A 12,773-nucleotide genomic window follows, 5' to 3' on the forward strand; every position below is an offset into this window, starting at 1 on the left:
CTTCCTCACTCGTTTTTCCCAACCTGTGAGCTCATATAGCGGATGCTCACCGAAAGGAAACAAAGTGCTCATTGCACAGCGCCCCCTCCTGCGTGAAGAACACGTATCGGAAAACCGTTCACGCTTCACCATCGAGCCCCTCGAACCCGGCTTCGGCTACACCCTGGGTAACTCCCTCCGCCGCACTCTTCTCTCATCCATCCCCGGTGCCGCTGTAACCAGCATCCGCATCGACGGTGTGCTGCACGAATTCAGCACTGTAGAAGGTGTGACTGAGGACGTCACCGAGATCATCTTGAACATCAAGAAGCTCTCCATCTCATCAGAGAACGACGAACCCGTCATCGCTTACCTGCGCAAGCAGGGCGAAGGTGAACTCACCGCAGGCGACATCGAGGTGCCCGCAGGCGTCGAGATCCACAACCCGGATCTCCACATTGCAACCCTCAACAACCGCGCAAACTTCAACGCAGAACTGACCATCGAACGTGGCCGCGGCTACGTCTCGGCAGCACAGAACAAGTCAGGTGACGCAGAAATCGGCCGTATCCCGGTTGACTCTATCTACTCACCCGTTCTCAAGGTCACCTTCCGCGTCAGCGCAACCCGTGTTGAGCAGCGCACCGACTTCGACTCCCTTACCCTGGACGTCGAAACCAAGGAAGCAATCGCTCCCCGCGACGCAGTCGCATCAGCAGGTAACACCCTTGTTGAGCTCTTCGGCCTAGCCCGCGAACTCAACACCGCCGCTGAAGGTATCGAAGTTGGCCCGTCACCCGCTGATGAGTCAATGGCCGCAGACCTCGCTCTGCCTATCGAAGACCTGGACATGACCGTCCGCTCTTACAACTGCCTCAAGCGCGAAGGCATCCACACCGTGGGTGAACTCGTGACCCGCAGCGAAGCAGACCTCATGGACATCCGTAACTTCGGTGCCAAGTCCATCGACGAAGTCAAGGCCAAGCTCACCGAGCTCGGTCTGTCCCTCAAGGACTCACCCGCCGGAATGGACCTTTCAGCCCGCCTGCAGGACGACGACAACTACGGCAGCGACTACTAAGACACCGGCAGTCAACGCTTCAGAGCGTTACACCAGTCAAACATCTTTGGTTCCCCTGCCGTGAGGCAGTAAGGAACGGCAAACCAGGAGAATAAATTATGCCTACTCCCACTAAGGGTCCCCGCCTCGGCGGATCACCGACCCACGAGCGCATCATGCTGAACAACCTGTCTCAGCAGCTCTTCGAGCACAAGCGCATCACCACCACCGTTACCAAGGCAAAGCGTCTGCGTCCCGTCGCTGAGCGTCTGATCACCTTCGCAAAGAAGGGCGACCTCAACGCACGCCGCCGCGTCCTGCGCTCCATCGGTAACAAGACCGTAGTTCACGAGCTCTTCACCGTCATTGCTCCCGCAATGGCAGAGCGCCCCGGTGGCTACACCCGCATCACCAAGATCGGTAACCGTAAGGGCGACAACGCTCCTATGGCAGTTATCGAACTGGTCATGGAACCCCTTGCAACTGCAGCAGCCGTTTCAGAAGCTACCAAGGTAGCCGAAACCGCAGCTCCCGCAGCAGAAGAGACCAAGGCAGCAGCACCCGCAGCCGCTAAGTCCTCAGACCTGCCCGCAGGCGCACACGCAGCAACCGAGAACGGTGAAGCTCCCGAGGGCTTTGCTATCAAGGGCAACGCTGGCTCTATGAAGTACCACGTACCCGGCTCACGCTGGTACGCAAACACCCAGGCTGAAATCTGGTTCGACACCAAGGAATCAGCAGAAGCCGCAGGTTACGCACCTGCCGGTGGTGCAGCAGCACAGACCATCTCCGAAGACTAATTTCTAGTTACCGGTAGATAGAAGGCGGCTCTTTCCCCTCATAGGGAAGAGCCGCCTTCCTGTCTTAAAGAGAGTAAAGTTGACTGAGCCTGTACCAGCCACCTGCTAAGGAGAGCCGTGATTGAAAACCCTGAGCCGCTCTATGAGCCGCGCGTGCGCGTCCGCCTTGATTTCGCCTACGACGGCGGCCCCTTTGCCGGCTGGGCAAAACAACCTGGCCTTATCACCGTTCAAGGCGTCCTAGAAGAGGCCCTGACCCTTATTTTCCGCCGCCCTGTCTTCACCACGGTGGCCGGGCGTACCGATGCAGGAGTTCACGCCCTGCACCAGGTAGTGCATTTTGATCTTTCCAAGGACGCTTGGGAGCGGCTACCTGGGCGAAGCCAGGACGCACCGGCAGCAGCACTGCGCCGCAAACTAAGAGGGGCACTCAGCCGGGCCCTGGCAGATGCTGAAGCAACTTTGGGCCTTCCTGCCCGTTTGCAGGGGTATCTGCAAAGAGCTATTACGGTCAGCTCGTGCCAGGAAGTGTCCGACGAATTTGATGCTCGTTTCTCAGCCCTGGAACGCTCCTACCGTTATCTGCTAGAAGATGGGCAAGAGGAACACGGTAGTAATCCGCTCAACCGGCAGATTGCCTGGCAGATTAACCCGGCGCTCAATCTTGACACAATGAATCATGCCGCTCAGCACCTACTGGGCTTGAACGATTTCCTTTCCTTCTGTAAACCTCGTGAAGGTTCCACCACTATTCGTGAACTACGAGAACTCAGCTTTGCTCGGCGCGAGGACGGTTTGATTGAAGCAACCATCAGGGCAGACGCTTTTTGCCACAACATGGTGCGCACCCTCATTGCCTCACTGGTCATGGTGGGGGAGGGGAAGAAAGATCTTGCCTGGCTGATCTCTCGCATCACAGAACCGGTGCGTGATTCTCAAGTGCGCCTAGCTGCCCCGCGTGGTTTGGCCCTGGCCTCTATCACCTACCCTGAGGCGTCCGGATACGCGGCTCAAAGTGCTAAAGCGCGAAACCTCCGAACCCTCTAAATCACAAGCCTGTCATTTAAAACGTGAGGTCGGTCAAAGCCCCTGTATTTAAAGCGGAGAAACCTGGATTAAGAGACTTAAAGTCTGTATAGTTTCATACGTTGTGCGTGTACCGCCCTCATGTCGTACCCTGTTCTTCGGTCTAGTTGCAGGACAATAACGGGGAACAAGAGGTCTGAGGGAATCGGTAGCACAGATGCGTTTGGCCCTCACCCAAACCCTGTGACAACGCACCTATGTAATCCAGCGCGACACCCAACTAGCGCTACACGAAACGAGAAAAGGCGAAATTTTGCGCACTTACACTCCGAAGTCAGGCGACAACAACCGCCAGTGGCACATCATCGATGCCTCTGATGTTGTTCTCGGCCGTCTCGCAAGCCAGACCGCAATCCTGCTGCGCGGCAAGCACAAGCCCACCTTCGCACCCCACGTTGACATGGGTGACTCCGTCATCATCATCAACGCTGAAAAGGTTGCACTGACCGGTGCCAAGCTTGAACAGAAGCGTGCCTACCGCCACTCCGGTTACCCCGGTGGTCTGAAGTCAGTTAACTACGCCGAACTGTTGGAAACCAACCCCGTTCGCGCCGTAGAAAAGGCTGTCAAGGGCATGCTTCCCAAGAACAAGCTGGCTGCACAGCAGCTCAAGAACCTCAAGGTCTACGCAGGTTCTGAGCACCCCCACGCAGCTCAGCAGCCCAAGACCTACGAATTCACCCAGGTTGCCCAGTAATTCGGGCCTACGAAAGAACTATTAAAGGAGACATCGTGGCTCAGAACGAAGAGTACACCACCGAAGAAGAGCTCACCAGCTACACTTCCGAGTCCTCAGCACCCGTTGCTGAAAAGGCTGCCCGCCCCGCGCTGACCGTTGGTGGTCAGGCTGTTGGTCGTCGCAAGGAAGCCGTTGCCCGCGTCCGCCTGGTACCCGGTACCGGCAAGTGGACCGTTAACGGTCGCGAGCTCGACAACTACTTCCCCAACAAGCTGCACCAGCAGGAAGTAAACGACCCCTTCAAGCTGCTTGAACTCGAAGGCGCCTACGACGTCTTTGCACGTATCTCAGGTGGCGGCCCCTCCGGCCAGGCAGGCGCACTGCGTCTTGGCGTTGCTCGTGCCCTGAACGAGATTGACGCTGAGAACAACCGCCCCGCCCTGAAGAAGGCAGGCTTCCTGACCCGCGACGCTCGTGTTATCGAGCGTAAGAAGGCTGGTCTTAAGAAGGCACGCAAGGCTTCACAGTTCTCAAAGCGTTAAGCTACGATTACTGGGCCTACTGCTCAGCTTTATTGTCAAACGCCCCATTTCTCTCAGAAGAAATGGGGCGTTTGCCGTACTGGGCTTAGGGTCAAATGATGTGTAACAGTGGAGCTTATAACTCTCATATACCTAGGATGAGTATAGAACTAACACACAAAAGAAAGGGAGCCCATGGCCTCTTCAAACACCACTGGCACGTCAAGCTCCGCTCCGGTCACCAGCAAGGACGCCACTGCTGAGGCAGAAACTCCCAACAAGGAAACTGTAGAACAACCCCCCTTGCAGCAGGCCAAGGACCCTAAAAAAGAAGCCGTCAAAGCTGCCCTGACCAAGGAAACCCGCCGCGTATCAGTAGTAGAAGACTACAGTGCAGAACTCGACGAAATCTCCTCCCTAACCAAGAAACTTAGCGGCGGGGGAGAGAAATCGGATGCCTGGAAGGCCGGCTACCCCTACGATAAGAAACTCTCCCGCAAGGAGTACGAGAAAGAGAAGCGGGCCCTGCAGATTGAGCTGCTCAAATTACAGCTCTGGGTCAAAGAAACAGGCCAGAAAGTACTGGTCATTTTTGAGGGGCGTGACGCAGCCGGTAAAGGTGGCGCTATCAAACGCTTTATGGAACACCTGAACCCCCGCGGTGCCCGCGTCGTCGCCTTGGAAAAGCCCACCGATATAGAACAAACCCAGTGGTACTTCCAGCGCTACATCAAGCACCTGCCCTCTGGCGGAGAAATCGTGCTCATGGACCGCTCCTGGTACAACCGCGCCGGTGTCGAACGCGTCATGGGCTACTGCACCTCCCAACAGTACTACGAGTTCATGCGGGAAGTCCCTGACCTTGAGCGCATGCTGGTCAACTCCGGCATCAAACTCATCAAGTTCTGGTTCTCCGTCACCCGCGCAGAGCAACTGGCCCGTTTCAACTCCCGCCGCACCGACCCCGTCCGCCAATGGAAACTCTCACCCACCGACCTAGCCTCCCTCGATAAGTGGGACGATTACACCGCCGCCAAAGAAGCCATGTTCTTCTACACCGACACAGGGGACGCCCCTTGGACAGTGGTGAAATCCAACGACAAGAAGCGTGCCCGCCTTGAGGCCATGCGCCACGTACTCAACCAGTTTGATTACCCCGATAAAGACCACGCCCTGGTAGGCTCTACCGATTCGCTGATCGTGGGCAAAGGCGCTGACGTCCTAGAAGACGATGTGCCCGAAAACCCTGAGGGTTTCCCCATTCTGCGTGAAGAAAAAGAGAACTGAGGGCGTAGAATAATCAGTGATGTCTAGATTATTCGGAACCGACGGTGTTCGCGGCCTCGCTAACGAAGTGATTACTCCTGCTCTTGCTATGGAGCTTGCTCAGGCTGCGTCCATCGTCCTCGGGTTCAATACGGTTAAAGAAGGTACCCGCCCCAAGGCTGTTATCGCCCACGACTCTCGTATCTCTGGCGGGTTTATTCGTGCAGCGATGACCGCAGGTTTTGCAGCATCAGGCGTGGACGTACTCGATGCGGGCATGGTGCCTACCCCCGCGGCGGCCTACCTGGTGGCCAGCACAGATGCTGATTTTGGTGTCATGATTTCTGCTTCCCATAACGCGGCTGAGGACAACGGAATTAAGTTCCTGGCTCGGGGCGGTAAGAAACTGGATGATGCAATTGAGGACGCCATTGAAGCCCTCTACCGCTCCAAAGACTTCCGTTACCCCACCCACGGTCAGGTAGGGTGCGTCCGTCCCCTGAGCGATGGTGAAGACCACTACGTCACCCACCTGGTATCAACTATGCCTGAACACCGTCACCTGCGCGGCCTTAAAGTCGTGTTGGACTGCGCGAACGGTGCCTCTTCGGGTGTTTCTCCTGACGCCTTCCGTGCTCTGGGCGCTAAGGTTGTCGCTATCGGCGCAGACCCCAACGGCACCAATATCAATGATGGGGTAGGTTCGACCCACCCTGAGAAGCTCCAAGAAGCAGTGATTCAACACAGCGCTGATTTGGGTATCGCCCACGATGGTGATGCTGACCGTTGCATGGCTGTTGATGAGCAAGGCAACCTGGTAGACGGTGACCAGATTATGTCGATTCTGGCTGTCTCAATGAAAGAATCTGGCACCCTTAAAGATGACACCCTGGTCGCTACCGTCATGTCATCGCTGGGTCTAGAGATTTTCTTGAAGGAAAACGGTATTAAGCTGGAGCGCACTGCTGTGGGCGACCGCTATGTGCTGGAGTCCATGAACAAGAATGGCTTCAACCTGGGCGGTGAGCAGTCCGGCCACGTGATTATGTCAGATCACGCTACCACCGGCGATGGTGTGCTCACTGGCCTGCACCTGGCTGCTGAGGTGGCCCGTACTGGTCTGCCCCTTTCTGAGCTGGCTAATCGTATGCAGGCAACCCCGCAGAAGCTTATTAACGTTAAGGGCGTTGACCGCTCTGGTGTAGCTGGTTGCCAGCCTTTGCAAGAAGCTATTAAGGATGCTGAAGCCCAGCTGGGTGAGACCGGGCGAGTCCTGCTGCGCCCCTCCGGTACTGAGCCGCTGGTGCGTGTCATGGTTGAAGCTCAAACTCAAGAGGTAGCAGATGAAACCGCTCAGAAACTAGCTGATGTGGTTGCTCGCGAACTAGCTATCTAAAGTACCTCCCCTGGCTCCTATCGGGCTCCATTCTCCCTTTGCTGGGGGGAGTGGGGCCCGGTTTTATATAGGAAAAATCTTTGCACAAAGGCCCCGGTAGATATCTACCGGGGCCTTGCTTGTTGTAAATGGCTAGAGAATTACTTGACGGTCAGGGCGTCGCGGATTTCCTTCAGCAGAGCAACCTGGGGGTCCTCTTCCTCAACCTCAGGCTCGAGGTCAAGCTTGGCTGCGCGACGCTCGTTGAGCTTGTTCAGGGGCATGACGATGCAGAAGTAGAGGGCTGCTGCAACCAGAAGGAAGTTAACGACGGCAGTTAGGAAGACACCGACTTTGATGTCCCCAAAAGCCAGCCAGTTATCAAAGTTAGGTTCGTTGAATACCATTGCGATGGCAGGCATCAGAACGGAGTTAACCAGGGCGTTGACAACGGCGGTGAAGGCGGTACCAATAATCAGACCGACTGCCAGGTCGATGACGTTACCGCGGGTGATGAAATCTTTAAAACCACTAAGCATGAGTTCAAGAATAGCGGTTTCTTTCGGGGGTACAAACCCATCTGCCCTAAAATTTTCGTTGTAAACTAGTGGGTTTACTCACAGGTGGGGCTATTCTATAGAATCATGCTCATAAGGTGCAGATCTCTCACCGTTACCTACTAGTGAGAACCTCTTTCCTAGTAGGTTGGTGCAGGCCCTGCGCCCCAGAAATCTTCTAAGGTTTCAGAGCTAGATGCTTTGAAAGCCGCTGCCTCTTCCTCACCGATATAGCGCAGATGCCACGATTCATACCAATAGCCTGTGGTCTCGTGCTGCCACCAGGGGTAGCGCACCACAAAACCGTAGCGGTGGGCATTTTCAGCCACCCAGAGGGCAGCGGCAGTGTCCTTAAAACAGGGCTGCACATCGCAGTTACCACCGGTGCCAATATCAAGAGCAAGCCCCGTCTGATGTTCCGAATAGCCGGGGCGGGCTGAGGCCACATCGGCTTGATCTGGGCCATACTGAGCGACCCAGCTAGCATAAGTTCTCTCTTGGTCCTCATAAGATCGGTAGCCGCTCAGAGCCACCATAGGAAGCCCTGCTGCAGAAGCATCCTCAAACATACGGTGTGCTGCTTCTGCAGCTTCGGCACGAAGCATCACAGCACCAAAAGGCTGAAGATTATCAGGGACGTAAGTCAGCGGAGAAAGAGGGTTCTGCTTATTAACGAGAACCGTGAGTGAAGACGCAGACTCAATATCGGCAGGGCGGTGTGTGCTCTGTTGAGGCGGCGTAGAAGGGGAGGTAACTGAGTCGGTAGAAACTAATCCACCCGGTGTAGCTTGCGAGCTGGAAGTAGCTAGGGCGTTGGAAGATGAAGCGGCGACCTCCTGCGGTGCAGAAGGGGCCTGGCCGCAAGAAGTAGCAGTGAATGCTACAAGCGTCCCTGCAAGTACTAGCATGATAGAAGGAACTAAACGCATGCCTAATTCTTTCGTAGTAGAACCTTGCGGATCTTATGATCGTGGGACTTCTTCAAAATAAGCTTAGCTCGCCCGCGCGTAGGCCGAATATTCTCCCGCAGATTGGGTTCGTTGATAGACCGCCAGATACTCAGAGCCAACTCAATAGCGGCCTCCTCTGACAAGTCAGCGTAGCGCCTGAAATAAGAATGAGGTTTGGTAAAAGCTGAACGCTGAAGCTCTAAGAATCGCTGCACATACCACTGCTCAATATCCTGGGTGGAAGCATCAACATAAATAGAGAAATCAAAAAAATCTGCCAGGCTCAAAGCTGAACTTTTTTCGCTTTCTAATTTAGCCGGAGCAAGCACATTCAGCCCCTCTACGATAAGAACATCGGGGCTCGTCACCTCAATGTGCTCACCTTCCACGATGTCGTAGTAGAGGTGGGAATACTTGGGGGCAGTGACCAGAGGAGCCCCCGATTTTACTTCGGAGACAAAGCGCAAGAGGGCCCGGCGGTCATAAGACTCCGGAAAGCCCTTACGCCCCATTAACCCACGACGTTCTAGCTCAGCATTAGGATAAAGAAAGCCATCGGTGGTGACCAGCTGGACGTTGGGGGTCGAAGGCCAGCGCCGGAGCAGCTCTTGTAGCACGCGGGCAGTAGTAGACTTACCTACCGCCACCGAGCCAGCTACACCAATAATAAAGGGGACTTTTTGCCCCTGTAGACCTAAAAAGTCGTTGGTTGTACGCGTAGCACTCGTAGTTGCATTGACATACAGATTGAGCAAGCGAGAAATGGGTAGATAGACTTGGGCCACCTCATCCAAATCGATGGTTTCACCCAGCCCACGAAGCTGTTGCAACTCGTCCTCTGTGAGTGGAACCGAAATTTCGGCAGCAAGTCGTGACCAGGTGCCCCGGTCTAGCTCCGTAAAGGGAGAATATTTAGAAGAAAGCGCAGGGATGCTCATTTACATCAGTGTAGAGGCCAAAAGAGAACAGGCCTAATCTGAGAAATTTCTCAAAAGGGAGCTCGACACTGTGGCGCGCGTATCAGCGGGGGAAGAATAATAAAAGGGTAGGATAAAAGCATGTGTGGAATCGTAGGATACGTAAGTCTCGGCACTGCCGCAGACGGTAAGACATTTGACCATACCGCATACGATGTGGTTCTTGAGGGTCTGCGCCGCCAGGAATACCGCGGCTATGACTCAGCCGGAGTCGCTGTCATTGGCGATGAAGGCATTGAATTCCGTAAGAAGTCAGGCAAGCTCGTTAATCTCGAAGCAGAAGTGGAAGCTAACCCCCTCCCTGACTCACCCATCGGCATCGGTCACACCCGCTGGGCCACCCACGGTGGCCCCACCGACAATAACGCTCACCCCCACGTTGTCGACAACGGACGCCTGGCAGTTGTACACAACGGTATTATCGAAAACTTCGCTGAACTGCGTGCAGAACTCGTCGAAGAAGGCTGCGAATTCAAGTCCCAGACCGACACCGAAATCGCCGCAAACCTGATTGCCTCCATCTACAACAAGCTGGAGAACAAAGATCTCACCGAAGCTATCCGTCAGGCATCAAACCGCCTAGAAGGTGCCTTCACCATTCTTGCTATTCACGTCAATCACCCCGACCGTGTTGTTGCAACCCGTCGTAACTCACCCCTGGTCATTGGTCTGGGTGAGAACGAAAACTTCCTAGGCTCTGACGTTTCAGGCTTCATCGACTACACCAAAAAGGCAGTCGAAATGGGCCAGGACCAGATCGTTACCATCACCGGTAGTGACTACTCCATCATCGACTTCGAAGGTTTCCCCGCCAACGGCAAAGAATTCACTATCGAGTGGGATGCCGCTGCTGTTGAAAAAGGCGGTTTTGACTCCTTTATGGAAAAGGAAATCCACGAGCAGCCTGCTGCTGTGCGCGATACCTTGCTGGGCCGTCTAGATGAGAATGGCAACCTCACTCTTGATGAACTGAAAATTGACGATACTATCTTGCGTTCTGTCAATAAGATTATCGTCGTCGCTTGTGGTACCGCAGCCTACGCAGGCCAGGTAGCCCGCTACGCTATCGAGCACTGGTGCCGCATCCCCACCGAGGTCGAACTTGCCCACGAGTTCCGCTACCGCGACCCCATCGTAGACGAAAAGACCTTGGTCGTTGCCCTTTCACAGTCTGGCGAAACCATGGACACCCTCATGGCAGTACGCCACGCCCAGGAACAGGGCGCCAAGGTCGTTTCTATCTGCAACACCAACGGCTCCACCCTGCCCCGTGAATCTGACGCAGCTCTCTACACCCACGCGGGCCCTGAGATCGCTGTTGCCTCCACCAAGGCCTTCCTCTCACAGATCGCTGCTGCTTACCTGCTCGGCCTCTACCTGGCCCAGCTACGCGGCAACATGTACAAGGACGAAATTCGTATCATCCTTGAAGAACTGCAGAAGATGCCCGAGAAGATTCAGGCTGTTATCGACAACGAGCAGCAGGTCAAGGACCTAGGCACCTCTATGAAGGATGCCAAGTCCGTCCTCTTCCTGGGCCGCCACGTTGGCTTCCCCGTAGCAATGGAAGGCGCCCTGAAACTGAAGGAAATCGCCTACCTGCACGCTGAAGGCTTCGCAGCAGGCGAGCTCAAACACGGCCCCATCGCCCTGGTAGAAGAAGGCCAGCCCATCTTCGTCATCGTCCCCTCACCCAACGGCCGTGACTCCCTGCACTCCAAGGTTGTCTCCAACATCCAGGAAGTCCGCGCTCGCGGCGCAGTGACCATCGTTATTGCAGAAGAAGGCGATACCGCAGTTGAGGAACACGCCGACCACATTATCCGCATTCCTGCCTCACCCAGCCTGCTCCAGCCCCTGCTCTCCACCGTGCCTCTGCAAATCTTTGCATGCTCAGTGGCTCACGCTAAGGGCTACGACGTAGACCAGCCCCGTAACCTGGCCAAGTCAGTAACCGTCGAATAAAGCCTCCGTGCTCATGAGCGATAAGGACCCCGTACCTGGCAAGGTGCGGGGTCCTTTTTCACGGTAAGAAGCCGGGGCGTAGAATGAGCAGAAGAAGCATACCCCTGGCAAGAGTGAGGATAAGAGCTCATGATTATTGGTACCGGTACGGACGTAGTCAATATTGAGCGCTTTGCTGAGCTCTTGGCACGTACCCCCGCCTTAGAGAATCGGCTCTTTGCCCCGGGAGAGCGGGGCTTACCCGTCCGCTCCCTAGCTGCCCGGTTTGCTGCCAAGGAGGCTGTAGCTAAAGCGCTGCGGGCTCCTGCTGGGCTATCCTGGCAGGACTGCTGGGTAGAAAAAGAGGCGGACGGGGCTCCCTACCTGGTCATGCAGGGGACGGTAGCTGCCAGGGCTACTGCACTGGGAATCAACCGGTGGCACCTGACTATGAGCCACGATGAGCCTGTAGCTACTGCAACCGTAGTAGCAGAACACCTGAACGAGGAAGACTTGCGCACCCTAAGGCACCTGGACCCGGATAGGCGAGGGGTTCCTAGCGGCCAAGCTACAAGAGAAGGCGATGAGAGTGGCTAAAGTAGAAGAACTAAAGCAGAGGGACATCGAAAAATATGTTACGTCTCCTCAGGCAACGTCCCATAAATATACCCGCGGGGTACTGGGCCTACTCACCGGCAGCGATACCTACCCGGGCGCTGCCCTGATGTCTGCTCGGGCGGCTGTTAACACCGGGGTAGGTATGTTGCGCTTTGCAGGTACCTCTTCCCTCAATTTCCAGGTTCAACTCACCGTGCCCGAGGCCGTGTGTAGCCTGGATGAACCAGAAAACCTGCACGTCGATGCCTGGGCCCTTGGCTCTGGTCTAGCTGGTGATGCCCGTGAAGCTGAAGCCCTAGCCGTCCTTTCCACTGGCTTACCTGCCGTCATTGATGCAGCAGCGGTAGCCCTGGCCTGCCGGCTAGTGGTTGATGGGCTCGAACTGCAGGCCCATCATATTCTCACTCCCCACGCCGGGGAACTCGTGGATGCCCTCACCTGGCTCCTAGCCCTAACCCCACACCTACTGCAAGAGCAGGGCACAGCGCTACTAGACCCGCCTACCCGCCAGCAGGTAGAAACCCACCCACACCGCTTTGCGAATCTACTGGCCCAGGCCACTGGGGCGACCGTCCTGCTCAAGGGCGGCACCACTACTCTAGCTGCACCCAGCGGTGAGCTTTTCCAGGTAAGTAGTCAGAACCATTGGCTAGCTACAGCGGGAAGCGGAGATACCCTCACCGGTATTCTTGGAGCCCTTCTAGCCCGCTACCAGGCTGAAGATCCCAACCCCGGGGCTCTTACCGGAGACTATGCCAGGTTGGCGGGTGCTGCCGTGCATATTCACCAACTGGCAGCAGGCCTAGTGCACGGGTCTGAAAGTTCTGGCCCCACCCCACCTACTTTTGTCTGCCAGCACCTTCCCCAAGCGGTTGCTACTTTCCTCCAACAAAAAGGGCTCTAGGGTAAAACCTCAAACGAAGGCCGGTTACCACACGGGTAACCGGCCTTCTGCCAACCA

The 12,773-nt window shown here is 55.7% G+C and carries 13 protein-coding genes; 10 read left to right on the forward strand and 3 right to left on the reverse strand.

The features are described from left to right. The first annotated feature begins 64 nt into the window (after positions 1-64). From ACED87_RS06585 to glmM, 7 genes are all read left to right on the forward strand, one after another. On the forward strand, positions 65-1,060 hold the full coding sequence (locus ACED87_RS06585; protein ID WP_449081057.1) for a DNA-directed RNA polymerase subunit alpha: 996 nt from the start codon (positions 65-67) through the stop codon (positions 1,058-1,060). A gap of 98 nt (positions 1,061-1,158) precedes the next feature. Then, positions 1,159-1,839, forward strand: a complete 681-nt coding sequence (gene rplQ, locus ACED87_RS06590; RefSeq protein ID WP_449089744.1) for a 50S ribosomal protein L17, sunset domain variant — start codon at positions 1,159-1,161, stop codon at positions 1,837-1,839. Between the two features lie 117 nt (positions 1,840-1,956). Continuing rightward, positions 1,957-2,886, forward strand: a complete 930-nt coding sequence (truA, locus tag ACED87_RS06595; protein WP_449089745.1) for a tRNA pseudouridine(38-40) synthase TruA — start codon at positions 1,957-1,959, stop codon at positions 2,884-2,886. A 292-nt stretch (positions 2,887-3,178) separates the two neighbouring features. Then, positions 3,179-3,622 carry a 50S ribosomal protein L13 gene (rplM, locus tag ACED87_RS06600; RefSeq protein ID WP_135013063.1) on the forward strand — a complete coding sequence of 148 codons (444 nt, stop codon included), beginning with the start codon at positions 3,179-3,181 and terminating at the stop codon, positions 3,620-3,622. Positions 3,623-3,657: 35 nt separating this feature from the next. Then, entirely contained in the window at positions 3,658-4,146 is a 489-nt protein-coding gene (rpsI, locus tag ACED87_RS06605; RefSeq protein ID WP_135013062.1) for a 30S ribosomal protein S9, read from the forward strand. A 174-nt stretch (positions 4,147-4,320) separates the two neighbouring features. Next, positions 4,321-5,412 (forward strand): polyphosphate kinase 2, encoded by a 1,092-nt coding sequence (ppk2, locus tag ACED87_RS06610; protein WP_449089746.1) that lies wholly within the window; start codon positions 4,321-4,323, stop codon positions 5,410-5,412. A gap of 19 nt (positions 5,413-5,431) precedes the next feature. After that, positions 5,432-6,787, forward strand: a complete 1,356-nt coding sequence (gene glmM, locus ACED87_RS06615; protein ID WP_449081053.1) for a phosphoglucosamine mutase — start codon at positions 5,432-5,434, stop codon at positions 6,785-6,787. A gap of 140 nt (positions 6,788-6,927) precedes the next feature. Here glmM and mscL read toward each other — a convergent pair whose 3' ends face one another. The 3 genes from mscL to coaA form a co-directional block, all read right to left on the reverse strand. After that, on the reverse strand, positions 6,928-7,305 hold the full coding sequence (gene mscL, locus ACED87_RS06620) for a large conductance mechanosensitive channel protein MscL (RefSeq protein WP_449081052.1): 378 nt from the start codon (positions 7,303-7,305) through the stop codon (positions 6,928-6,930). Positions 7,306-7,463: 158 nt separating this feature from the next. After that, complete coding sequence (locus ACED87_RS06625) at positions 7,464-8,252, reverse strand: M15 family metallopeptidase (protein ID WP_449089747.1); 789 nt, start codon at positions 8,250-8,252, stop codon at positions 7,464-7,466. 2 nt (positions 8,253-8,254) lie between these two features. Next, entirely contained in the window at positions 8,255-9,211 is a 957-nt protein-coding gene (gene coaA, locus ACED87_RS06630; protein ID WP_449089748.1) for a type I pantothenate kinase, read from the reverse strand. Between the two features lie 120 nt (positions 9,212-9,331). Here coaA and glmS point away from each other — a divergent pair, with 120 nt between their 5' ends. The 3 genes from glmS to ACED87_RS06645 all read left to right on the forward strand — a co-directional run bounded on the left by glmS (position 9,332) and on the right by ACED87_RS06645 (position 12,716). Next, positions 9,332-11,215, forward strand: coding sequence for a glutamine--fructose-6-phosphate transaminase (isomerizing) (gene glmS / locus ACED87_RS06635; RefSeq protein WP_449089749.1), 1,884 nt, complete (start codon positions 9,332-9,334; stop codon positions 11,213-11,215). 129 nt (positions 11,216-11,344) lie between these two features. Further along, positions 11,345-11,791: a holo-ACP synthase gene (locus ACED87_RS06640; RefSeq protein WP_449089750.1), complete on the forward strand. Its 447-nt coding sequence runs from the start codon at positions 11,345-11,347 to the stop codon at positions 11,789-11,791. After that, complete coding sequence (locus ACED87_RS06645) at positions 11,784-12,716, forward strand: ADP-dependent NAD(P)H-hydrate dehydratase (protein ID WP_449089751.1); 933 nt, start codon at positions 11,784-11,786, stop codon at positions 12,714-12,716. The genes ACED87_RS06640 and ACED87_RS06645 overlap by 8 nt, the downstream gene beginning before the upstream one ends. The last annotated feature ends 57 nt before the right edge of the window (positions 12,717-12,773 follow it).

Source organism: Rothia sp. 32237D007AR (assembly GCF_053544675.1).